Here is a 22941-nt window from a genome sequence, read left to right as displayed (position 1 = left end):
GCTACTCTACCGGAATATATAGTTGAACATTACTTCCTAGCTGTATATCATCAACATGCCCTGCAATACTCTCATTATCATTTCTTACATGCATATGAACATTGGAGTCTCGATGTGTAAAAACCCCCTGGTGTTGGTCTGAATAAAAGCCTATAATTGACACCTGCTCTCCGGTCAAGACTCCTGAAAAACCAGCAGCTTTTCTTTCCCTATGAGTAGCATTTGCCCCTAAAGGACGAATAATATGATAACGTATATTAGTGGGCATACCTGATAAACGAAACAGCATTGGTTTACTCACTCTTTGGGTATTTGCTAAATGAGCTAAAAATCCTTCCAGCTCCTCCATAGAATTTAAACTGTCTGGCAATTGCACCCGCTTCCAGTCGTTGACATGAGCATAAACCAATAGCGTGGCCTGAGCATTTTTGGCTTTAGATAGACTCACTTCTTCTCCCTCCACTCTGCTTATATAAAGCGTACCCTCTTCTACAAGTATCTCTCCACTTAAAGAATCTAGTGCACCTACGGCAAATAAGCCGGGACGTTCCAAAAGTGAATCTATGGCTATCTTGCCAGAGATATCGTTCTTATGCATAATTTCCCTCAATTTCCCTGCATATTTCACTTCATAACCACCTTTTTGGTCATTTGCACAGCTTGTCGCCAACATCCCTGCTACCAGTATGAAACATTTAATATTATTCTTCATTGTGCTGTATCTTTTTAAACTTATTTTCCTTGTGCCATCCGTATAAAACGGGCACCACAAAAATTGTAATCACTGCTACGGCCATTCCTCCAAAAATTGGAATAGCCATGGGCACCATAATGTCTGAACCTTTGCCTGTAGAAGTAAGAATCGGAATAAGTGCAATCAAAGTAGTAGCCGTAGTCATCATAGCAGGCCTAACCCTGCGCATACCTGCCTCTACTACTGCCTGTCTAATAGCTTCTTTTGATATAAATGTCTGACCTGCAAATTTCTGATCCAGATAAGTGGCCATGAGCACACCATCATCAGTAGCAATGCCGAATAGAGCAATAAAGCCAACCCATACTGCTACACTTAGATTGATGGTTTTCATCTGGAATAGATCACGGACAGGAATATTGAAAAATGAAAAGTCAGCAAACCACTCCTGCCCATATAGCCAAATCATGATAAACGCTCCTCCAAATGCAACGGCAATCCCTGTAAATACCAGCAGCGATGTGGTAATCGATCGGAATTGGAAATACATGATCAGAAAAATAATTACTAAAACCAGCGGCACAATGATACTCAATCGCTTCTCGGCCCTCAACTGATTCTCATAGGTACCCGAGAATCTGTAGGTTACCCCAACAGGCACCTTCAGTTCACCAGACTGAATTCTTTCATGAATAGCTCTTTGAGCATCATTCACTACATCCACTTCAGCAAAACCTGTATTTTTATCAAATAGTACATAGCTTGTCAAAAACGTTTCTTCACTCCTGATCATTTGGGGACCTCGCAGAAATTCAATAGTAGCTAATTGCCCCAAGGGTATTTGCGCTCCGGATGGAGTCATGATAAGCATTTGCTCCAATTCACGCGGATCATCACGCAACTCGCGTGGATATCTTACCCTTATCGGAAAGCGCTCCCTGCCTTCCACAGTAGTACTTAAGGTCATTCCTCCAATTCCTGTTTCAATAGCCATTTGTACCTGTTCTATACTCAGCCCATAGCGTGAAATGGCATCTCTGTCTATATCTATCTGAATATAAGGCTTCCCTACTACTCTATCTGCAAAAACGGCCTCCCTTTTCACCGACGGTACTGTCTTTAAAATTTCCTCAAGGGCAAAACCGAATGATTCAAGGGTTTTTAAGTCAGGTCCGGCTACTTTAATTCCCATAGGGGCTCTCATACCTGTTTGCAACATCACCAACCTCGTTTCGATAGGTTGAAGTTTAGGTGCCGACGTGATACCGGGCAAGTCTGTAACTTTTATGATTTCATTCCATATATCATCAGCACTTTTTATTTCATCCCTCCAGTTCCGGAAGTAGCTACCATTTTTATCTTTTACTAGTTTTTCCGGAGACAATCGCAAAGCGATAAACTCATTTCTGGAAAGTGAATCCCCTGATTTCAGCAAAAACCTACCTTCATCATCAGTCTTAAACCTCACTTTTCTGCCCTGCTCATCCACCACATATTCCGGTTTGTAGTTAATAACATTCTCATACATGGATATAGGAGCCGGGTCAAGTGCACTTTCCACACGACCAAGTTTACCAACTACCATGTCTACCTCAGGAATAGAAGCTACCCTCATGTCTAATGACTTTAAAGTTTTAACGCTCTCCTCTATTCCAGCATGAGGCATTGAAGTAGGCATCAAAAGAAAAGACCCCTCATTCAGGGAAGGCATAAACTCCTCTCCTATTCCCGGAAAACCTTGGGCAAGAGCTGACCATACCCGGGTAACACGAATATTAATGTTAATTGTATCTAACCCATCTGCCACAAAACCAAAAACCTTGTTAAAACCCAGCCAAACGGTGATACCAAAAAGCACAACAAACACAGGTACAACTATGAATTTGAATTTATTAGTGAGGCACCATGTCAAAATGTATGCATAATACCTGATCATCAATAAAGAACCCCCTAAAACAACTGCTCCTATAAGCACCACGAATATGATATTAAGCAACAAGCTTTTGTCGGCCCCTAATGGAAGCCAGTATATTGCTAAAAGCCAAACCACTGCCAGCACTGAAACGAGCACTTCACTATGGCGAACAAACCAATTATTATAGCTGGTAAAACCTTTAATCACCCCTACAACTCCAAACAGAAGTATCACTATTCCGGCCCAATAGGAAAATGCGAAAAAGATCAACACTCCAGCAGGAATAAGTAGAGTATTAACCCACTTTCTCACTTGCTTTCTTTCGATTTTCATTCCAAAAAGCCAATGAGAAAGAGCTGGAAGAATAAACAATGCAATAACAACTGCTGCTACCAATGCAAATGTTTTGGTAAAAGCCAATGGCCTGAAAAGTTTGCCCTCAGCCGCCTCAAGGGTAAACACAGGTATAAAACTGATAATAGTAGTTGAAACAGCAGTTACAATAGCTCCACTTACTTCCGCAGAAGCGTCATAAACAGTCTCCAACAAGCTTTTATTCTTATTTTCATCCAGGTATTTAATAACATTCTCCGTCAGTATTATCCCCAGATCAACCATGGTACCTATGGCAATAGCAATACCGCTAAGCGCCACTATGTTTGCGTCCACACCACTATACCGCATCGCTATAAATACCATTAGCACTGCCAATGGCAATAAAAAAGAGATAACTATAGACACCCTCAGGTTAACAACCATAACAATGATCACCAGAATTGTGATCAATATCTCTAGTGAAAGAGCCTGCTCCAAGGTACCAAGTGTCTCATAAATGAGCTGCGTACGATCGTAAAAAGGAACAATGGTCACTTTCGTAACGCTGCCATCCTCCAGAGTTTTAACCGGAAGTCCCTTTTCTACTTCAGCTATTTTCTCCTTTACATTTTTTATCACCTGCAACGGGTTAGCACCATAACGGGCTACGACTACACCACCGGTGACTTCTGCCCCTTCTTTATCCAGAGCCCCTCTCCGGGCAGCTGGCCCGAGGGAAACAACGGCCACATCTCCAATTCTTATCGGTACGTTATTTACAGACCTAATAACTGCTTTTTCAATATCCTCAACCGTTTCAATATAGCCTAATCCCCTCACTAGATACTCAGCCTTATTTACTTCAAGTGTCTTAGCTCCAACATCACGATTGGTATTCTTTACAGCCATCATTACATCTTGCAACCCAAGCCCATAGGCTTTTAATGCTTCAGGGCGAACATCTATCTGGTATTCTTTCACAAAGCCTCCCACAGAAGCTACTTCTGACACCCCTTCCGCAGAAGAAAGAGCATATCTGACATAAAAATCCTGAATAGTTCTTAGCTCCTGCGGGTCCCAGCCCCCAGTAGGATTACCATCCGTGTCACGCCCCTCGAGGGTATACCAATAAATCTGACCCAGCGCCGTAGCATCCGGCCCCAATGAAGGCTGCACGTTGTCTGGCAATAAACCTGAGGGCATGGAGCTCAGTTTTTCTAACACTCTTGACCTTGACCAGTAAAACTCTATATCTTCATTAAAAATGATATAGATACTGGAAAAACCGAACAGTGAAGTGCTGCGAATAGACTTAACACCAGGAATACCCAATAAAGAGGTCGTTAGAGGATAAGTAATCTGATCTTCAATATCCTGAGGTGAGCGGCCTGGCCACTCTGTAAATACTATCTGCTGATTTTCCCCTAAATCAGGGATAGCATCAACCGGCACTGGGTCTCGAGGGAGAAAGTCCAGATCCCAGTCAAAAGGTGCCGTTACCAATCCCCAACCAGCAAAAAGCACTATAATCAGGACTGTAACCAGCTTATTTTCCAGAAAAAAACGTATTACTTTGTTGAGCATAAAAATATCTATTGAGCATAAAGAAATAGTTCTGGCAGAGCAATATTGATCACCCTGCAGATAAAACTGTCAACAGAATATTTTATAAAAGGAAGGATTGAACCATGACTGGGATGTCGCGGTCAATCGGAGGGGGTCTATATAACGTGGCAAAATCTACATGTGCAACATGAAAGGCAATATGTTCAAAGGTAAAGTACTTAGGCGAAATAAAATCAAAGTTATGCTCCACCATAACCTTCGCTTGAGCAGTAACTTCATAAGCTGAAGGATCAAGCTTGATATTTTCATCATCACAGCAATCCTTTTTTGACTTGATGACCATTTGCCCATGCATAGGACAAGGTTTGGTCACCTGCCGCTCATATTTGCAGGCCTTTGCCGTACCAAACAATTTTAAGGACTTGAGTTGCCCTGAACAATAATGGGCGCTAACCTGAAAACCCGTACTAGTAATAAATATGATCGCCGCCAAACCAAGGGCCGATATTTTTCTGATCATATTTTTCACATTATTGTACATCTATTCAAAGTCTTACAATGCCTTTAACTAAACCAAAAGTACAAAGGTTTCAAAAAAAAGCAAAATTATGATCCTCCCGAAGGTCAAACCTCGCCCCTTTAACAAATAATTAGTAAGGACTATTACATACAACTTCCAGCCTGTCGCAACTATTAAGGTATCCTTTTTCCATATCAAATGCTAAATAAGAAAGTACGTATTGTTATTTAAATTATGATATAATTGTAATGAAAAAATCAAAACCTAACCAAATTTCATGAAACAGCTAAGAAAGTATTATATCATATTCATCACTTCATCATTACTAATCTCCTGTGCCGCGGAGAAAAAAACAACTACAGCTACCTCAAAAGCTACATCTGAATCAGCAAAAAAACAGATGTCTCAGCAACTTGTAATGGGTGTATTATGGTACCAAAAATCAGCTGAGATGGTTGCGGCTTATCAACAGGCTTATAAATATGCTGAAATGCTACTTGACTCTAAGTTAAAAACTGTACGATCAAGCTTACCGTTGGCAGTGGTATTAGACATCGATGAGACTGTGCTGGACAATAGCCCTTATGAAGGTCAACTCATTGAAAAAGGAAAAATATATCAGCCTTCTACCTGGAAGGCCTGGACAAGCGAAGCTCGAGCCAAAGCACTTCCCGGAGCTCTTGAATTTGTGAATTTTGCCAAGAAAAAGGGGTTAGAAATATTTTACATTTCCAATAGAGACACTGATGAGCTTGACGCTACTATTGAGAACTTAAAAAAATACAGATTCCCCGATGCCGATACCAAACATGTGATTTTGAAAAGTAGTACCAGTGATAAAACCGAACGAAGGGAAAAAGTTGCCAACTCGCATACCATATTGGTATTTGTAGGCGACAATCTTACTGACTATTCGGAGCTTTATGCAGATAGAGGCAATGACATGGGTAAAGAATTGGTTAAGAAAAATAAAAGTGAGCTTTTATATAACTTCGTGATTCTGCCCAACCCAATGTATGGAGAATGGGAAGGAGCTATCTATAACAATGATTATAGTATAGATAATGAATCAAAGGTTCAAAAACGATTACAGGCCATAGACAAATAATCCCTGTACTAAACTTCTGACAACAAATAGTTTGAAGTCTGACTGAAATAAGAGCTTTACAATTCGGTAAAATCAGCCTCAATTTCTTAATTAATCCATAATTTATAATTTGACATAACTGCTTTTAAAAGTTGAAAATTTACTCCTGTTAAAAGCAGTTATATCATGTTTTATACTTTAAAGATCAACGCTGTTCACGGTAGCTCTACTCCGGATAGAAGCGAAGTTACCATCAAGTTTAACAAGGATCACCAACATGGTAAGATTCATTTCATAGCACTAGACCATAAAATGACCAGCAATATTTACAGAAGAAAAACTGGTCAGCAGACAGCCGATAAATATCAGGTTGAAATCACCTGCTATGATAACCAACAAAGGGTTACTTACCTAAACTCCAGAGAGATAGCTTAATATGAAGCTGCATGGCAAAGTATTTTTGAATCATCATGTTACTTTCCCAATAGGGAGCCGTTGCCAGCTCTCAGCCATTGTTATGGAAAGCTTTAGGAAGTCATTGCCAAACTTCCCATAAGCTTTTTTCTTTCACTTCTGTTATTCTGCAATGAAACAGTTGAAACTAAGTACGGTTGAATAAGTCCGTAATATCCTGCACTTTACTTTATCGGTTCATATTTAAAATTCTTAAACCTTACTTTTCCTTCCCCCATAGAGACCAAGCCAATTCGTAAACTTAAAAAGTCGCTTAGCACATTGTGGTGATAACCAGACGCATCAAAAGAATTTTCAATTTTTATCCAGTTTACACCATCCGTGCTATAATACATATCTACCACATTATTTATATTCTTAAGTCTTAAGTAAACATGATTATCAATTACGGTTTTCTCAGTGGGAAACTGCCAACCTCTCAGGTTTGCTAAAATGTTTTTACTGTCAGCTAGTATTCCCGAATAAATTTTATGACTGTAAAACAATACTAAGCCGGCGACTGCATCACCTTCAAGATCAATTTCTATCTGGGCAGTATAGGAATGATCAGCGGGTATACAAAGCAGTGGTGAACTTTCGGGTATTGAACTTCCCTTAGCTTTAATTTCAATACCATTGTTTTCAACAAAATCATAGCGGCTTGCATCATACTTACCGAAAAACTTCCATTGAGGTTTAAGTTCTTTGCCCTCAAAATCATCATTAAGTGAGTAGTTTGACTCTAAAGGCTTTGCTGATGGTCTTTTGGTTGCTTTTGTCAGATCAAAGTTATCAGGCAATTTATACCATCCGTCCTCAGTCCATTCAACAGGGGCAAGTAATGTTTGGCGGCCCATGTTATAATGATCTTTTTCGTATCCGTGAAACATCATCCACCATTCACTGGCTGCATTTTCAAAAATGGTTGCATGCCCTACAGACCACCATTTGTCAGACGTACTCTCTGCTCGAATAATTGGATTATAAGGGGAATTCTCCCATGGGCCAAGAGGTGATTTTGAGCGAGCGGAAATTACCATATGGCCAGTCGCCGGACCAGCTGTTCCCCCTTCCGCTACAGTCATGTAATAATACTTTCCCCTCTTAAATAATTTTGGCCCTTCCATACAAAAACACTCAATGGTCCAGTCTCTCGGAATAGGCCAGCCATCGTATACATGTTGAAAATCACCTGTTACCGATAAACCATCCTCTGACAAAGGCACATAACCTCCACTACTGAAATACAGGTACCTGTTCCCTTTATCATCCGCCACATGCCCCGGATCAATGTTACCAATTTTTAAATCGATAGGGTCGCTCCACTTCCCACCGATTGAATCAGCAACAATAACATAATTGGTATTGTTAGCAGGGAAATATATATAGTATTTACCTTTGTACTTTACCAAATCAGGGGCCCAGACAGAACCTACATATTTGGTCAATGCACTTGTAACAGGATTCCAGCTGATCAAATCTTTTGAGTGCCATATAGTTAACCCCGGATAATATTCGAAGGAGGAATGAACCACGTAATAGTCATCTCCATCCACTAAAATGCTAGGGTCAGGATAGTCTCCATAAAATACAGGGTTAATAAACTGATTGGTATTTGAATACCTGTCATCCATTTGATGTTGAGCATTCAATATTATGCATACTATGATTGACAGAAATAGCGTAGTAATTATTTTTTTCATGTCGGTAAGTAAAATGTAAGTGTTTTTAATATGATCTCTGCGCTGCAACTTCTACAGTTGCAGCATGCCAACGGTTAAACATATGAGGATAACAATCGTAAGCTTAAAATTTACTTTCTCTGAGTAGCAGGTTTATGCTATGCCTGAACAATCGCTACATTAAAATTTCTCTTGAACTGGCCAACCCAACTATTCATTACAATGCCATTAAAAACCCAGAGAAGCCTAAGGGGGGGATGGCAACTCAAGCTTTAGTACTCTGCCAAGGGGTATGCAGAGACTATGACATAAATGCAATATAATAAAAAAGGTGAAATTACAACTGTAACTTCACCTTCAGTGACCTCGTCAGGATTCAAACCTGAAACCTCCTGAGCCGTAATCAGGTGCTCTATTCAGTTGAGCTACGAGGCCATATAGATAACCGCTTAACTCGTAAACACTTTCTACAACTGGTGCATATCAATGTTTCGAACGGTTACTTGCTAACGCGGTGCAAATGTAAATAATTATTATTCTTAAAAAAAGTCTTATTGATTCGTACTTTTTTAAAAAACCTTATCTTTGCCCACCAAACAATAAAAATGAGGGATTTAGGTTAAGATATTATGAAAAAAATTTTTATTTATATATTTACTTTAGGCATTGCTACCGGTACTTATGCTGGTGATAATGACAAACCTGAAAATGGTGACAAACCATTAGCACAATTGTCTCCCATGAAAATACGAGACCGAGCTGCTAGACCTGATGTTCCCGGCACATTTTTAATTGACTTTGGTTGGAATATGCTTCAAAGTGCTCCTGACAACTTTGAGACTAACTTAATTGGCTCAAGAACTGTCAACCTGTATTACTACTACGACATGCAGATAGGCAATTCAAACTTTGTACTCATGCCTGGCATTGGTGTTGGTCTTAATAAATTCAAATTTGACAACGATGTTACCTTAGTTCAAAGTATTGATACAGATGGCAATACTGTGGTTACAGTTGAAGATTTAGACGAAGGTTGGGATGTTAAGAAATCTCAACTTATAGCTAACTATATCGATATACCTCTTGAACTTCGCTTTTACACTAACCCTGATGACAAAAAAAGGAGCTTCAACGTAAGCATTGGTGGTAGAGCTGGAATCAGGTTTAGCTCACACACTAAACTGAAGTATAAAGACGACGATCAAAACATTAAAACCAAAATTAAAAAAGATTATGGCCTAAACAGATTTCGTTATGGGGTCACCGGAAGAGTCGGTATAGGCGGTTTTAACTTGTTCTACTATCATAGTCTTTCTGAAATGTTTGATGATGGTCCGGAAAACACTGAAAACCTAACAAACGTAACTGTCGGACTTTCCTTTACAGGATTTTAACAAAAGACAAGAATCATAAAAAAAGAGCTGATTTGATTTTCAAACCAGCTCTTTTTTTATGATTCAATTGAAGTTTACTTTCCTTTAAACTCGGCCTTTCTTTTCTCCAAAAATGCTGTAACACCTTCCTTATAATCCTCAGAATTACCGGCAATTTCCTGACAATAAGCTTCGTATTCCAACATCTCATCCAGTGTAGCGTTACCAGCTTTATTTAGCATCTTCTTCATTAACCCAATAGCTTTCGTAGGCGCTTGTGCATAATAATTCGTGTAACTCTTCACTGCCTCATCAAGCTGATCAAGTGGAACAACTTTATTGATCAGCCCCATATCATATGCATCTTTACCCTTTATTCTCGATCCCATAGTACTTAACTCAAATGCTTTAGCACTTCCAACAAGTCGTGGCAAAAAATAGGATGACCCTGAGTCTAACACCAGTCCTATATTTACAAATACCTCAGTCATCATAGCCTCTTCTGCTGCTACTATAAGATCACATGCCAAAGCTATGGAACAGCCAGCCCCCGCAGCAACACCATTCAGTCTACAAATGATTGGCTTAGGCAAATTTCTCATAGCTCGTATGATAGGATTGTAACGCTTATGAAGAGAATCAATAAAAGATCTTTTCTCCTGCCCTGAAGACGCCTTAAGATCCTGCCCTGAGCAAAATGCCTTACCCTCTCCGGTTAGTACTACCACACGTACAGATGCATCTTTCCCTACCTGCTTAAAAACATCCTGAAGCTCATAAGTAATACCATCATTAAGTGCATTGTAAACCTCAGGTCTATCAAGTGTTATGGTAGCTATACCATTGCTATTATCGTATTTTATAAATTCGTACATCGTCAATTGATACTTTTTATGTAAAAATATAAGCTGCCCCGAAATTAACAATAAATCCTAACAAGGCACCAAAATGAACTTCTTTAGGGCTGTGGGTATGCAAATACAACCTGGCAGAACTAACTACACCGTGCAATACCAAGGCTGCAATTATGGGCCAAAACAAAAGACTGTCAAGGTAACGGAAATGAATAGCCACAAAAAAACCAAGTATCCCAGCCGTGCCTGCTGCATGAGCACTAATTTTAAAAAACATGCTAATAACAGTTATCAGAAAAATAGTGGCCGTTATGGAAGCCAGCATAATTACCAAGGCATTACCCAGCACAAGCCTTTCTGAAAAGAAATAAGAAGTCACCCCGTAGTAGACTGTAATAAAGAAAAAGGGCATAATACGCTCCTTTCTATTCTTGAGCTGAATACTGCTTATACTTTTAGTCAATTTAAGCATACCTACACTTAACATAGGTAGAATATAGGTTAGAATAACCACCATCAGCAAGATCAACAGTATCGAATTACTATTGATAGGAAGGATACTTGAAGGAGCAAAGAAATACAACGACGCCACCAATAGCGTTGTCATCAACAACGGGTGGAACACAACCGAAATGATATTAGCCAGACTCTTTAGCACTTATAACTCTTTTCTTAATCTGGCCACCGGAATATTCATCTGTTCCCTATACTTAGCAACAGTCCTTCTGGCTATGTTATACCCTTTAGCTTTTAATAATTTTTCCAGTTTATCATCGCTCAATGGCTTTTTCTTGTCTTCTGCCTCTATAATTTGTTTCAATTCATTTTTAACTTCACGGCTACTCACATCCTCACCGGAGTCTGTAGCAATACCCTCTGAGAAGAAGTATTTAAGTGGGAATATTCCAAAATCTGTCTGAACAGACTTGCTGTTGGCAACCCTTGACACTGTGGAAATATCCATATTAATGATATTAGCAATATCCTTTAGGATCATGGGCCTTAACTTACTTTCATCCCCTTCCTGAAAATATTCATATTGAAAGTCAACAATGGCTCTCATGGTATTCAACAGCGTATGTTGCCTTTGCTTAATAGCATCAATAAACCACTTTGCGGCATCAAGCTTTTGCTTCACAAAAGAGACTGTTTCTTTCAGTTTTTTGTCTGATTTATCACTTTTATCATAAGCCTGAAGCATTTCTGAATAAGAGCGGCTCACCCTTAACTCAGGTGCATTTCTGGAGTTAAGGGCCAACTCCAGCTCACCATTATTATTGCTCAATATAAAATCAGGTATAAGGTATTGAGTACGAACCAAGCCTGAAGAACTCCCTCCTGGTTTGGGATTGAGCTTTCGTATCAATTCTATAGCATCCTTGATGTAATCCTCATCTTCAAGATCAAGCTTTTTCATGATCTTGTTATAGTGTTTTTTTGTGAACTCCTCGAAACAATTAGAAATGATTTGTTTCGAAACTATAACATCTACATTTTGGTCATCCGCACGTCTTTCCAACTGTAGCAAAAGACATTCTTGCAAATCCCGTGCAGCAATACCCGGAGGATCAAAGTCCTGAATTTTACGCAGGATCTCTTCTACTTCATCAATATCTGTATCTATATTTTGGGAAAAAGCCAAGTCATTAATTATAGATTCCAGATCTCTTCTAATATAACCGTCGCTTTCTATACTTCCGATAAGTTGTTTCCCTATAGTATACTGACGATCATCCAGCCTCAGGAACCCAAGTTGGTCCATAAGATGTTCATTCAGCGTACTCTGCATTGCGATTGGCATTTCCTTATCTTCATTGTCACCATCGCCGTGCATTTTATAACCACTGAAATCATCATCTCTAAGATAATCTTCAACATCTAACTCATTATCATCAGATGTATCCGTATCTGTATCTTCGTATTCGTCGGTAATATCGTCTGACTCTTCTTTGCCTTCCTCTAAAGCAGGATTGTCTTCCAGCTCCTCCTCCACGCGGGTGTCTAACTCGGCAGTAGGAATCTGCAACAGCTTGATAAACTGTATCTGCTGTGGAGATAATTTCTGTTGTAAACTTTGGGTTAATCCAAGCTTCTGCATCCTCTGATTTTTCTTAAATCTTGCTTCAAATAAATTTACATCAAAGTTATTATATTTCTATGATTCTTTGAATAAAAGCTCAAATTATCGTTTTTTTGCCGACTGCTTACAGTTCCGTTAAGCATTAACAAATCAATCATATTTTAGTTGTGAAAGACTTGAAAAGAACAAAGATCAAAGAACTTCTTGATGCCCCCGTCATTGGCAAAAAAGTAAACGTGAAAGGTTGGGTTAGAACATTTCGTAACAACCAGTTTATAGCAATAAATGATGGTTCAACTATCAACAATATTCAGGGCGTAGTAGACTTTGAAAATACTGACGAGAAACTCCTCAAAAGAATAACTACCGGCGCTTGTATTTCGGTTACCGGTGATCTTGCTGAATCCAAAGGAAAAGGTCAAAGTGTAGAGATAATAGTAGAGAACATTGAGATACTCGGCGATGCTGATCCTGAAAAGTTTCCCCTGCAACCAAAAAAACACTCTCTGGAGTTTTTAAGAGAGATAGCTCACCTCAGAGTAAGGACCAATACGTTTAGTGCCATATATAGAATTCGCCATGCGATGATTTTCGCAGTACATAAATTTTTCACAGATAGAGGCTTTTACAACGTCCACACTCCAATCATTACAGGTTCTGATGCAGAAGGTGCCGGAGAAATGTTCAGAGTAACTACGCTGGACCCAGCCAACCCTGCTAAAGATGAGGATGGTAATATAAATTATAAAGAAGACTTCTTTGGCAAAGAGACAAACCTTACAGTATCAGGTCAGCTTGAAGGTGAAACAGCATGTATGGGATTGTCCGAAATTTACACTTTTGGCCCCACTTTCCGTGCAGAAAACTCCAATACATCACGTCACTTGGCCGAATTTTGGATGATAGAACCAGAGATGGCATTTTATGACATCAACGACAACATGGATTTGGCCGAAGCATTCGTCAAGTACCTTGTAAACTATGCCTTAGATAACTGTAGTGATGACCTGGCTTTCCTTAACCAGCGAGCCCTTGATGACGAAAAAACTAAACCTCAACAGGAAAGAAGTGAGTTAAGCTTACTGGAAAGATTGAAGTTTGTAGCAGAAAATGATTTTGAGAGGGTTACTTATACCGAAGCCATAGATATCTTAAGAAACTCAAAACCTAATAAAAAGAAGAAATTCCAATACCTCATCGAAGGCTGGGGGGCTGACCTACAATCTGAACATGAAAGGTTTTTGGTTGAAAAACACTTCAAAAAACCAGTAATACTCTACAACTACCCTAAAGACATAAAAGCCTTCTATATGCGTCAAAATGATGATGGAAAAACTGTAGCAGCCATGGATGTGCTTTTCCCTGGCATTGGCGAAATAATAGGTGGTTCTCAGCGTGAAGAAAGGTATGGTATTCTAAAACAGCGTATTGACGAAATAGGCATCCCGGAAAAAGACTTATGGTGGTATCTGGAACTTAGGAAGTTTGGCTCCGCACCACACAGTGGATTTGGCTTAGGCTTTGAACGCATGATACAATTCGTAACAGGAATGACCAACATCCGCGATGTAATACCATTCCCAAGAACTCCTGACAATGCTGAGTTCTGATGTAAGTTGATGTAAGAAAATGTTAAAAAGTAAAAAAGGGCTACCTAATGGTAGCCCTTTTTTACTCCCGGTATGTAAAATATTCTACAAACCTCAATTTGAATTACAAAGTTTTGTTGTCAATCCAAGATAATATTTGATTAGTCCAAGAAATTTCGATTTCTTAACAAAATCACGTATGTAAGTTTTTGATGCAAAAAATAATAAATTAACTTTGCACCCGAATTACAAACAACAACTAAAACTTACAAACTATGAACTATCAGTTGGCAAACAACCCGTCTTTAAATCTAGACAAAAAAGATTTAATTCAAAAATTAGTGGCTAAAAATTTGAATGACAACAAGGTAGCTTGTATCTCAACATGCGCTGCTGGCTAAGCCATCACCCTTTTCTTAAATATTTGGAAAGTTACTTCTACTTTCCAAATATTTTTCTCACCACTAATTTAAATTCACATGACTATTGATTTAATGGAAGCAACAGATTGCGATACTGAGAAGATTGTAATCGAAGGCTTTATGGAAAGATACAATGTTAGTTATGAAGAGGCCAAGGATATCTTTATAGAAACAAAAAAATGGCTTTGGCTAGCATCAAAAACACAAAATTCCGAAACAGCATTATTCATAGATAAGCCATTGCTCATAATAGATGAAATGTGGCACAATTTCATCCTACATACTAAATTATATTACAAGTTTTGCATACAGCACTTCAAAAGGTTTATTCATCATGACCCCACCCCTCCCAACATTAAACAAGAGCAACGTAACTCATTAATTGAGAATCCCACGAAAGCATTAAAAGAGCATGAGGAAAGGCTTAAAAAACAATATAGTATTATATATGATAATTTAGGCGCAGAAACTTTGTTAAAATGGTACGAAACCATGGCTGAGAAATACACCCCTGAATACATTCAATCCATAAAGAAATAAAAAATATCTAATCTGATTTTTTTTCTAGTCAGCAAAAGTTATTTTAGTCCTTTTGACAGTAGTTTTCTATTGTCAAATTGATTGCTTTATGGATTTATAGAGGGCCTTCATCATAATGCTCAAAAAAACACTGTTCCTCTCATTACACTTCCTATTGACAATATATGCCTTAGGTCAAAATAATGGGAATTATTTTATTCATAATTACAACCGCAGTGACTATCAAGCCTCGATATCGAATTTTGATATAATACAGGGGCATGATGGGATGATGTATGCTGCGAATTTTGACGGAGTACTAATCTACAACGGCAGTTGGTGGGAATTCAATGCTATTCCAAGCAATGCTATAGCAAGTTGTATTGCAAAAGACTTGAATAATAGGATTTATGTTGGCAGCAAGGAAGATTTCGGATTCCTAAAACCACTTAAAAACGGCCAACTCTCCTTCACTTCGTTACTAAAAGAGAGCAATCACCAGTCCTCTTTTTCGTCAATCAGAAAAATTATCCCCTTCAATAAAAGAATATATTTCCTTTCACCTGAAGTCATCTTCGTACTTAACGAAGACGGAACAATAGAAACTATTGAATCGGATGGCTACCCATTTCAATTTTCATTATATAAAAATCAAGGCAACCTATATAGCATACAAAAAGACAAGGGCTTGATAAGTATTGACAAAAATAACAATACAAGCATACTAGGTACAGATATCTCCAATATAGGGATACTAACATTTATGAGTAATGGAGGAAACGACAGCACCATAATCGGCAGCTTTAAAAACGGCTTATTTTTCAGCAAAAATGGATCAAACTACACACCAATTCAAAATAACCTTTCAAAGTACTTAGCTGAAAATATATTATTTACCGGAATTGAAGTCAATACACCTGACTCAACAAAGCTACTACTTGGAACATTCAAAAATGGAATTGTTGAAACAAATTCCAACCTTAAAAATTTCACCGTTATCAACAAAGCTTCGGGTCTTCAAAGTGACTTTATAAAAACTTTGTATATCGATAACGATTACAACCTTTGGAGTGCTATGCAAGAAGGAATTTCCAAAATTGAATTCCTTTCACCATGGAAATATTGGAATAACAAAGATGGTATAGAAGGAACTCCATGGGATATATATAGACTAGGTGATACACTTTACATTGGAACAACAAAAGGCTTGTTTTACCTAAAAGAAAACCGATTCAATAAGGTTCCAGGTATAGGTAACAAGGTATGGTCATTAAGTTCAATATCAAAAAGCGCATCCTCAACAACTTTAATAGTAGCTACAGAAACAGGACTCTATGAGGTTGACCAAGGCAAAGCTAATTTAATTGAAGAATTACCTGCCATAAATAAACTTTTTAAACCTTATGGTCATGAAAAAGAATTATATGTAGGATTATGGGCCGGCATAAGCAAACTAAGCTATAACAATGATAGATATACAGTACATCCGCTTATGAATACTAGCAATAATACAGTAACAAGTATGTTAATGGATGACTACAATTTATGGGCATCATCTAAGTTCACCGGGGTATATAAGATACCCTTGAACAGTAATACTCCCATTATAGATTTACTAAATAAAGAAAATGAACTGCCCGATGTAAACAAGATCAATATCATAAAACATGCAGGTGATATACTTTTCACTACCGATCATGGAATCTATAAACACATTAACTCAAACGGCAACATAAAATTTGTAAGAGACTCAAGCTTAATAAAAAGCCCCGTTAACATTGGGAAAATATCCAAAGCAGCTAATGGGGATTACTATGCATCAGTCATTCAAGATGACAGAACGGAACATATAGAACGTTTTTATAAAGTTGGAGATGAATATTTAAGAGAAACTACCCCCTTTAAAAGGCTTCCTGAAATGGAAATACTTGCCATATACCCTGAGAAAAACGGAGTTGTGTGGATTGCGGGCTCAGAAGGCCTTTTTCGCTATGATTCTAAAGTAAAGAAAGACTATACCATTCCATTCAATACTATTATTAGAAAGGCTGCTATTAGGGACTCAGTAATCTTTCATGGCTTTTATCCGGTCAAAGTAGACGGCTCTGACATCCCGGGAATTGGTATTATTCAACCTGAAGACATGCAGCCAATACTCACTTATGATGATAATAGCATCACTTTTGAGTATTCTGCTACAAGTTATGAGGTTCCGGAGAAAAACCAGTTTAGCTATTATTTAGAAAACAACGACCGCGGTTGGTCTAACTGGTCGACAGAAACGAAAAAAGAATACAACAACCTTGACCCGGGAGAGTACATCTTCTTTGTTAAGTCAAAAAATATATATGGCACTGAGGGTAGGTTAGCCACTTACAAATTCAAGGTATTGGCTCCCTGGTACCAAACTGCATGGGCTTATGTATTGTGGTCTGCACTGGCAGGTTTTGTGGTATGGTTTATTACCATAGCCTATTCAGTCAGAGTACGTACCCAAAGGAAGAAACTTCAACTCATTGTGGCAGACCGAACTTATGAAGTGATGACTCAAAAGAGGGAAATCGAACAGCAAAATCACCTTCTAATGACCAAAAATGAAGAGATTAGCCTTCAGAAAGACGATATTCAGAAGAAAAACATCCAGCTAAAAGACTCACAGGAAGAGATATTGAATATGAATCAGAAGCTGACGGAGCTGAACATGTATCTCGAAAAAAAGGTTGAAAAAAGAACTTCTAAAATTAAAGCCACACTAAAAAAGCTTCAGCAAATTAATGGAGAGTTGGACACTTTCGTATACAGGGCATCTCATGATTTAAAAGGCCCTATCAGCCGAATTAATGGCATAACGTCACTGGCCAAGCTTGAATCCCCTGATGATATCAATAGAAAGTATTTTGATATGATTGAGCATACGGCAAAAGATATGGGAGTATTACTATCCAAGTTGGCCCAAGTTCATGAGATCATCAATAGTAAACCTCATAAAGAGGAAATAGACATCCCATCCCTACTCAGTGAAATAAGGGATCTTATCAAATTTCATGACAAAGGGTTCCATACAAAATACTCTTTCGACCTAAAGGTGATAAACATCACATCAGATCGCTATTTACTGGGTATAATTATCAAGAATATTATTGAGAACGCACTTATTTTCAGAAAGACTGAAAGTGATGATCCTCATCATATCCACATCTCCACTAGTATCAAGGATGGTATCTTCGAAATAAAGATTAAAGATAATGGCATCGGAATCCATTCGCCACACCTGAATATGATATTTCAAATGTTCTTTAGGGGCTCAGACAAATCAAAAGGTAGTGGTTTGGGATTATATCTGGTTAAAATGTGTGTGGATAAATTAAAGGCCAGCATTGAGGTTGCTAGCCAGGAAAATGAATTTACCGAATTTACGATTAGTATACCGGTATGAAGTCAACACATCTCCTTTCTTCAAAACTCTAAGGTGCATATAAGCATTTCAGCTCAGTCAATATAGACTATTACCCCACACTTCTTCCATACACACCTTGATCAAACGAGCTATTGTCTAAATGGCATTAAACAAAAAAACCTCCCAATTTCTTGAGAGGTCAAATTTCAATAACCTGTTCAAACTATCTTTTTAAAAATTTATAAGTTTCTTTAAAATATCCTTGATCATCCCTTATGGCTAAAAGGTAATACCCAGGAGCCAAGTCTTTCACCCTGAATCGGTATTCATTCTTTCCCATAATTTCTACCGGCACATCCACCACATTTCCAATAATATTGTGAACGGTAAAACTTGCTTCTTCAAGTGTGGAGTTATTAATCTTAACACTTAAATAATCAGCGGTAGGGTTAGGAAACATTCTAACTTCATTAATTTTTCTCTCCAGAGAAGTGTCCTTGAATCGATCGATCTCTCCATTCTGCGCAAGTAGAGATGATCCGCTAAAGGTTAAAATTAGTGCTGATAAAAAAGTAAGTATATATATTTTCATGCGCAATCGGATGTCAATTCTTATCAACTATTGAACAAAAACCGATCCACAATTCTTCCTCCTTCACAATTTTTTTGAGCGCCTCTCGTTGCAGACCTCCTTTTAGATACGTATAAACTTTCAATATGTTGTGTATTTACTAAATAAAAGAAAATTATCTAATATTTTGATACGCATCCGGTATAAAATCTATTAAATCTGAAGCGATCATTCCTGTCTGACCTGTCACTTCGGCAGCAAGGTCACCTGCCACACCATGTAGATATACTCCCACCTTTGCTGCATTTTCCGGTAAATATTTTTGAGCAAGTAATGAAGTGATCATTCCTGTCAGGACATCCCCGCTCCCTCCACTAGCCATACCTGGATTACCCGAACTATTAAAATAGACCTCGCCTGTAGGAAAAGTAATAGACGTGTGCGCACCTTTAAGCACTACTATAACCTTATGTTCTTTTGCAAAGGCTACCTGTTTCTTTAATCGCTCAAAATCGTTGGACCAAGAACCCGCTAACCTTTCAAATTCCTTGGGATGAGGCGTTAATATTGTATCAGGGGGTAGTACTTCTAATATTTCCCGGTGTTCAGAAATGATATTAAGTCCATCAGCATCAATGACCAATGGTCTTCCAAATACCTGAATAGCCTGCATCAAGCTGTAAACCGTTTCCTGCTCTTTTCCAAGACCAGGGCCGATACCAAGCGCATCATATTGCGCCACATCGCCATAACTTGTTAGATAATGATCACCTTCATCAGGCAGCACCATAGCTTCAGGGACTGTGGATTGCATAATATCATAACCACACGCAGGAATATTCATAGTAAGTAAGCCAACTCCGGCCCGAAGTGCTGCCTTCGCACATAGTACTGCTGCCCCCATTTTGCCATAGCTTCCTGCCATAATCAGCGCCCTTCCATATGTGCCTTTATGAGAAAACTTTGTTCTTTCCTTTAATAAGCCTCTGACTGATTCGTTTGTCAGCATAAAGTAACTTGTAGACTCCTTATCAATGGCCTCGGCCATCAGCCCTATATCTACAATGTGCCATTCCCCAACGTACTCCGCATTTTCAGGCATAAAAAACGCTTGTTTGGGGATTTGAAACGAGACCGTGTATTCCGGTCTAACTATGGCTCCAGAGCAAGTATGTCTGTCTGAAAACAACCCTGAAGCGATGTCAATGGAAACTTTAATGTTATCAGAGTAATTGATAGCCTCGATAACATCTGCGTACAAGCCTTCGACCTCCCTAGTTAGACCTGAGCCAAAGATACCATCGATAATAATGTGATAAGGGCTAAATTCAGGTACTCCATCAGAGCTTCTTATCTCGATTAAGTCAACCAGCCCCCCCAGACGTTTTTCATTTATCTTAAAATCGTCAGAAGCAGATCCTGATTTTCTAATAACATAGGCCTCAACCTTGTAATTTTTTTCATAAAGTATGCGGGCTATTGCAAGACCGTCACCTCCATTATTGCCTGTCCCACAAACTATAGCAATCTGATATTTGGGACTAAACCGTGTTGTAAACCAACGTGTAAACTCCTTTGCCGCCCTTTCCATAAGGTCTACAGAGCGGATCGGTTCATTTTTTATAGTGAAATTATCTACATTCCTGATCTGATTTGCAGATAGTACTTTCATATTTAGCGGTCGACTTCTCCTAAAACAATATCAATAGAGCCAAGAATTGCTATAAGGTCAGCAATAAGGCCTCCCTTGGATAACTCCGAAATAATGGAAAGGTTTACAAAACATGAAGATCTTGCTTTACACCTGAATGGTATATCGCTTTTTCCATCGGCTCTAAAAAAGAAACCTAACTCTCCCCTTGGCGTCTCCCCACGTATATAAAAATCCTGAGCCTTCGGCCTGATTTTCTTAGGAACCAATTCTTGAGGATCGAATTCTTTGGTTCTTTTATGTTCTTTGGTAAGTTTTACCAAACACTGTTCGATAATTTTCAAAGACTCATGTATCTCTCTTACACGTACATCGGTTCTATCCCAACAATCACCAACTGTACCTACCTTTCCCTCCCCTATCGGCACATCAAAATCAATTTCTGAGTATACAGAATAACCATCTACCTTTCTAAGATCGTAACGTAGCCCGGAGCCTCGTAGCATAGGACCTGTCACACCATAGTTAAGCGCAAGATCTAAAGGTAGTACACCTACATTTGCCGTACGATCTATGAAGATTTTGTTTTCCATAACAAGTCCTTCCAGTTCAGCTAGCTTTGGTCGAAGATATTTAACAAATTCAGCGCACCGCTCCTCAAAACCCACGGGCAGATCATAAAACAAACCACCAACCCATAAATAATTATAAAGCATTCTGGCACCACTAGCCCATTCCAACATTCGCTGTATGTGCTCTCTATCTCTTATCAACCAAAAGAAAGGGGTAAAAGCACCAATATCCATAGCATAGGTACCAACAGCCACAAAATGAGATGCTATCCTATTCAGTTCGGTAACCAAAACACGGATATATTCAACTCTCTTGGGCAGTTTGTCGGCTATTCCCAACATTTTTTCCACGCCCATAACATACACATGCTCTGAGTTCATAGCTGCCAGATAATCCATTCTGTCCACAAAAGGAATTATCTGATTGTAAGGCAATGACTCTGCGTGCTTTTCAAAGCACCGGTGCAGATATCCTAAATGAGGTATCACATCCCTGACCACCTCACCATCATACACCACCTCAAGTCTTAAAACACCATGTGTGGAAGGGTGCTGTGGGCCAAGGTTGACAACCATCTCCTCAGACTTCAGATCCTCCTCCCTATACTTATTGGGTTCCGATTTAATCAGGTTATCTTCCTGATATTGATATTGTATTTCGTTGGCCACCTAATACTCTACTTTTATACCTCTGTAATACTCCTGATGTTGATAATCTTTTTGCATTGGATACCCTTCCCAGTCAGCAGGCAAAAGTATACGCCGCAGATCCGGGTGATTCTCAAACTTAATCCCGAACATGTCATAAGCTTCCCTTTCATGCCAGTCAGCCGTCTTCCAGATATCACTTACCGTATTTATTTCCGGTTTATTTCTATCCAGTTTCACTTTGATCATCAGACCCATTTCAAAAGGAACAGAGTATAGGTTGTAAACAACTTCCATTGTACCTGCATCCGGCCCATTGTCAAGCCCGGTAAGGCATGAGAGCATATCAAAGTAAGTTTGCTCATTGGTATGAAGCTCCATACATACACGATGTATATCGGCAACACCTACTACAACGGCTTTTGGAGAAGCATTTTCATCAATTTCATGAATAACTTCGTCTCCAAATTTACTTTTGAGCAAGGATATAATTTTGTCTAATTCCATGATCAAGCTTCTTGTTTCTTCATCAATCTCTCCAAGGCTTTAGGAGCCATTAAAGATTCATTTCTGATTTTTTCCTGCAGTTTAAGGAACCCTCCAATTAGTGCTTCTGGCCTGGGGGGGCATCCTGGCACATAAACATCGACAGGAATAATCCTGTCTACACCTTTAACCACGTGATAACCATGCTCCCAATATGGGCCTCCGCAATTAGAGCATGACCCCATAGATATAACATATCTTGGTTCTGACATTTGCTCATAAAGCCTCCTTATCCTGTCTGCCATTTTAAACGTAACCGTTCCAGCGACTATCATAACATCAGCTTGCCTGGGAGAAGCCCTGGGGGCCATACCAAGCCTGTCCATATCGTAAACGGATGTTCCTGTTGTCATAAACTCAATAGCACAACAAGCGATACCAAAGGTCATGGGAAACATCGATGACAACCTTGCCCAGTTAATAAGGTCATCAACCTTAGTAATGATAACACCCCCGCTATTGAATTTTTTATCTAATAAGCCCATAG

Annotated in this window: 18 protein-coding genes and 1 tRNA gene; 6 read left to right on the top strand and 13 right to left on the bottom strand. The window is 38.8% G+C overall.

Annotated features, from left to right (window positions below; all coding sequences use genetic code 11):
* Window position 1 precedes the first annotated feature (1 nt).
* The 3 genes from JMN32_RS12545 to JMN32_RS12535 form a co-directional block, all read right to left on the bottom strand.
* The gene (locus JMN32_RS12545) at window positions 2-712 is read right to left on the bottom strand and encodes an acetolactate decarboxylase (RefSeq protein WP_202856671.1); all 711 of its coding nucleotides are present in this window, start codon (window positions 710-712) and stop codon (window positions 2-4) included.
* Complete coding sequence (locus tag JMN32_RS12540) at window positions 702-4508, bottom strand: efflux RND transporter permease subunit (RefSeq protein WP_202856670.1); 3807 nt, start codon at window positions 4506-4508, stop codon at window positions 702-704. Before JMN32_RS12540 ends, JMN32_RS12545 begins: the two co-directional genes overlap by 11 nt.
* Window positions 4509-4590: 82 nt before the next feature.
* On the bottom strand, window positions 4591-5010 hold the full coding sequence (locus JMN32_RS12535) for an HYC_CC_PP family protein (RefSeq protein WP_202856669.1): 420 nt from the start codon (window positions 5008-5010) through the stop codon (window positions 4591-4593).
* Window positions 5011-5287: 277 nt separating this feature from the next.
* On the opposite strand from JMN32_RS12535, the gene JMN32_RS12530 reads away from it, so the two are divergent.
* Window positions 5288-6118, top strand: a complete 831-nt coding sequence (locus JMN32_RS12530; RefSeq protein WP_202856668.1) for a 5'-nucleotidase, lipoprotein e(P4) family — start codon at window positions 5288-5290, stop codon at window positions 6116-6118.
* A gap of 165 nt (window positions 6119-6283) precedes the next feature.
* Complete coding sequence (locus JMN32_RS12525) at window positions 6284-6532, top strand: hypothetical protein (RefSeq protein WP_202856667.1); 249 nt, start codon at window positions 6284-6286, stop codon at window positions 6530-6532.
* 203 nt (window positions 6533-6735) lie between these two features.
* Here JMN32_RS12525 and JMN32_RS12520 read toward each other — a convergent pair whose 3' ends face one another.
* Together JMN32_RS12520 and JMN32_RS12515 are read right to left on the bottom strand one after the other, a co-directional pair.
* Window positions 6736-8253: a family 43 glycosylhydrolase gene (locus JMN32_RS12520; protein WP_202856666.1), complete on the bottom strand. Its 1518-nt coding sequence runs from the start codon at window positions 8251-8253 to the stop codon at window positions 6736-6738.
* A 340-nt stretch (window positions 8254-8593) separates the two neighbouring features.
* Window positions 8594-8667 (bottom strand) — tRNA-Arg (locus tag JMN32_RS12515).
* 194 nt (window positions 8668-8861) lie between these two features.
* On the opposite strand from JMN32_RS12515, the gene JMN32_RS12510 reads away from it, so the two are divergent.
* The gene (locus tag JMN32_RS12510) at window positions 8862-9626 is read left to right on the top strand and encodes a porin family protein (protein ID WP_202856665.1); all 765 of its coding nucleotides are present in this window, start codon (window positions 8862-8864) and stop codon (window positions 9624-9626) included.
* A gap of 74 nt (window positions 9627-9700) precedes the next feature.
* On the opposite strand, the gene JMN32_RS12505 is transcribed toward JMN32_RS12510, so the two are convergent.
* From JMN32_RS12505 to rpoN, 3 genes are read right to left on the bottom strand one after another with little or no spacing between them, the layout of a single operon-like run.
* Window positions 9701-10480, bottom strand: a complete 780-nt coding sequence (locus JMN32_RS12505) for an enoyl-CoA hydratase/isomerase family protein (RefSeq protein WP_202856664.1) — start codon at window positions 10478-10480, stop codon at window positions 9701-9703.
* 16 nt (window positions 10481-10496) lie between these two features.
* Complete coding sequence (locus JMN32_RS12500) at window positions 10497-11117, bottom strand: PA-phosphatase (protein WP_202856663.1); 621 nt, start codon at window positions 11115-11117, stop codon at window positions 10497-10499.
* The gene (gene rpoN / locus JMN32_RS12495; RefSeq protein ID WP_202856662.1) at window positions 11118-12557 is read right to left on the bottom strand and encodes an RNA polymerase factor sigma-54; all 1440 of its coding nucleotides are present in this window, start codon (window positions 12555-12557) and stop codon (window positions 11118-11120) included.
* Between the two features lie 149 nt (window positions 12558-12706).
* On the opposite strand from rpoN, the gene asnS reads away from it, so the two are divergent.
* The 3 genes from asnS to JMN32_RS12480 all read left to right on the top strand — a co-directional run bounded on the left by asnS (window position 12707) and on the right by JMN32_RS12480 (window position 18505).
* A complete protein-coding gene (gene asnS / locus JMN32_RS12490) occupies window positions 12707-14149 on the top strand; it encodes an asparagine--tRNA ligase (RefSeq protein ID WP_202856661.1) in 1443 nt (480 codons plus the stop codon).
* A gap of 458 nt (window positions 14150-14607) precedes the next feature.
* A complete protein-coding gene (locus JMN32_RS12485; protein WP_202856660.1) occupies window positions 14608-15090 on the top strand; it encodes a glycine-rich domain-containing protein in 483 nt (160 codons plus the stop codon).
* 115 nt (window positions 15091-15205) lie between these two features.
* Entirely contained in the window at window positions 15206-18505 is a 3300-nt protein-coding gene (locus JMN32_RS12480) for a sensor histidine kinase (RefSeq protein WP_238354447.1), read from the top strand.
* 184 nt (window positions 18506-18689) lie between these two features.
* Here the strand turns inward: JMN32_RS12480 and JMN32_RS12475 are convergent, their stop codons facing one another.
* The 5 genes from JMN32_RS12475 to JMN32_RS12455 all read right to left on the bottom strand — a co-directional run bounded on the left by JMN32_RS12475 (window position 18690) and on the right by JMN32_RS12455 (window position 22939).
* Window positions 18690-19058 carry a T9SS type A sorting domain-containing protein gene (locus tag JMN32_RS12475; RefSeq protein ID WP_202856658.1) on the bottom strand — a complete coding sequence of 123 codons (369 nt, stop codon included), beginning with the start codon at window positions 19056-19058 and terminating at the stop codon, window positions 18690-18692.
* A 154-nt stretch (window positions 19059-19212) separates the two neighbouring features.
* Window positions 19213-20709 carry an NAD(P)H-hydrate dehydratase gene (locus JMN32_RS12470; protein ID WP_202856657.1) on the bottom strand — a complete coding sequence of 499 codons (1497 nt, stop codon included), beginning with the start codon at window positions 20707-20709 and terminating at the stop codon, window positions 19213-19215.
* Between the two features lie 2 nt (window positions 20710-20711).
* Window positions 20712-21929: an NADH-quinone oxidoreductase subunit D gene (locus JMN32_RS12465; RefSeq protein ID WP_202856656.1), complete on the bottom strand. Its 1218-nt coding sequence runs from the start codon at window positions 21927-21929 to the stop codon at window positions 20712-20714.
* On the bottom strand, window positions 21930-22415 hold the full coding sequence (locus JMN32_RS12460; protein WP_202856655.1) for an NADH-quinone oxidoreductase subunit C: 486 nt from the start codon (window positions 22413-22415) through the stop codon (window positions 21930-21932).
* 2 nt (window positions 22416-22417) lie between these two features.
* Window positions 22418-22939, bottom strand: coding sequence for an NADH-quinone oxidoreductase subunit B (locus JMN32_RS12455; protein WP_202856654.1), 522 nt, complete (start codon window positions 22937-22939; stop codon window positions 22418-22420).
* Between the last annotated feature and the right edge of the window lie 2 nt (window positions 22940-22941).

The organism is Fulvivirga marina (assembly GCF_016775155.1).
In the GTDB taxonomy this organism is placed as follows: domain Bacteria; phylum Bacteroidota; class Bacteroidia; order Cytophagales; family Cyclobacteriaceae; genus Fulvivirga; species Fulvivirga marina.
This window is presented reverse-complemented; position numbering and strand designations above follow the sequence as displayed.

Bases quoted from the DNA above. Each gene is read 5' to 3' on its own strand.
- JMN32_RS12525 (WP_202856667.1), top strand. From the start codon at position 6,284: ATGTTTTATACTTTAAAGATCAACGCTGTTCACGGTAGCTCTACTCCG.
- JMN32_RS12460 (WP_202856655.1), bottom strand. From the start codon at position 22,415: ATGGAATTAGACAAAATTATATCCTTGCTCAAAAGTAAATTTGGAGAC.
- JMN32_RS12510 (WP_202856665.1), top strand. From the start codon at position 8,862: ATGAAAAAAATTTTTATTTATATATTTACTTTAGGCATTGCTACCGGT.
- JMN32_RS12485 (WP_202856660.1), top strand. From the start codon at position 14,608: ATGACTATTGATTTAATGGAAGCAACAGATTGCGATACTGAGAAGATT.
- JMN32_RS12540 (WP_202856670.1), bottom strand. From the start codon at position 4,508: ATGCTCAACAAAGTAATACGTTTTTTTCTGGAAAATAAGCTGGTTACA.
- JMN32_RS12455 (WP_202856654.1), bottom strand. From the start codon at position 22,939: ATGGGCTTATTAGATAAAAAATTCAATAGCGGGGGTGTTATCATTACT.
- JMN32_RS12545 (WP_202856671.1), bottom strand. From the start codon at position 712: ATGAAGAATAATATTAAATGTTTCATACTGGTAGCAGGGATGTTGGCG.
- JMN32_RS12520 (WP_202856666.1), bottom strand. From the start codon at position 8,253: ATGAAAAAAATAATTACTACGCTATTTCTGTCAATCATAGTATGCATA.
- JMN32_RS12475 (WP_202856658.1), bottom strand. From the start codon at position 19,058: ATGAAAATATATATACTTACTTTTTTATCAGCACTAATTTTAACCTTT.
- JMN32_RS12480 (WP_238354447.1), top strand. From the start codon at position 15,206: ATGCTCAAAAAAACACTGTTCCTCTCATTACACTTCCTATTGACAATA.
- JMN32_RS12530 (WP_202856668.1), top strand. From the start codon at position 5,288: ATGAAACAGCTAAGAAAGTATTATATCATATTCATCACTTCATCATTA.
- JMN32_RS12470 (WP_202856657.1), bottom strand. From the start codon at position 20,709: ATGAAAGTACTATCTGCAAATCAGATCAGGAATGTAGATAATTTCACT.
- JMN32_RS12535 (WP_202856669.1), bottom strand. From the start codon at position 5,010: ATGATCAGAAAAATATCGGCCCTTGGTTTGGCGGCGATCATATTTATT.
- JMN32_RS12505 (WP_202856664.1), bottom strand. From the start codon at position 10,480: ATGTACGAATTTATAAAATACGATAATAGCAATGGTATAGCTACCATA.
- rpoN (WP_202856662.1), bottom strand. From the start codon at position 12,557: ATGCAGAAGCTTGGATTAACCCAAAGTTTACAACAGAAATTATCTCCA.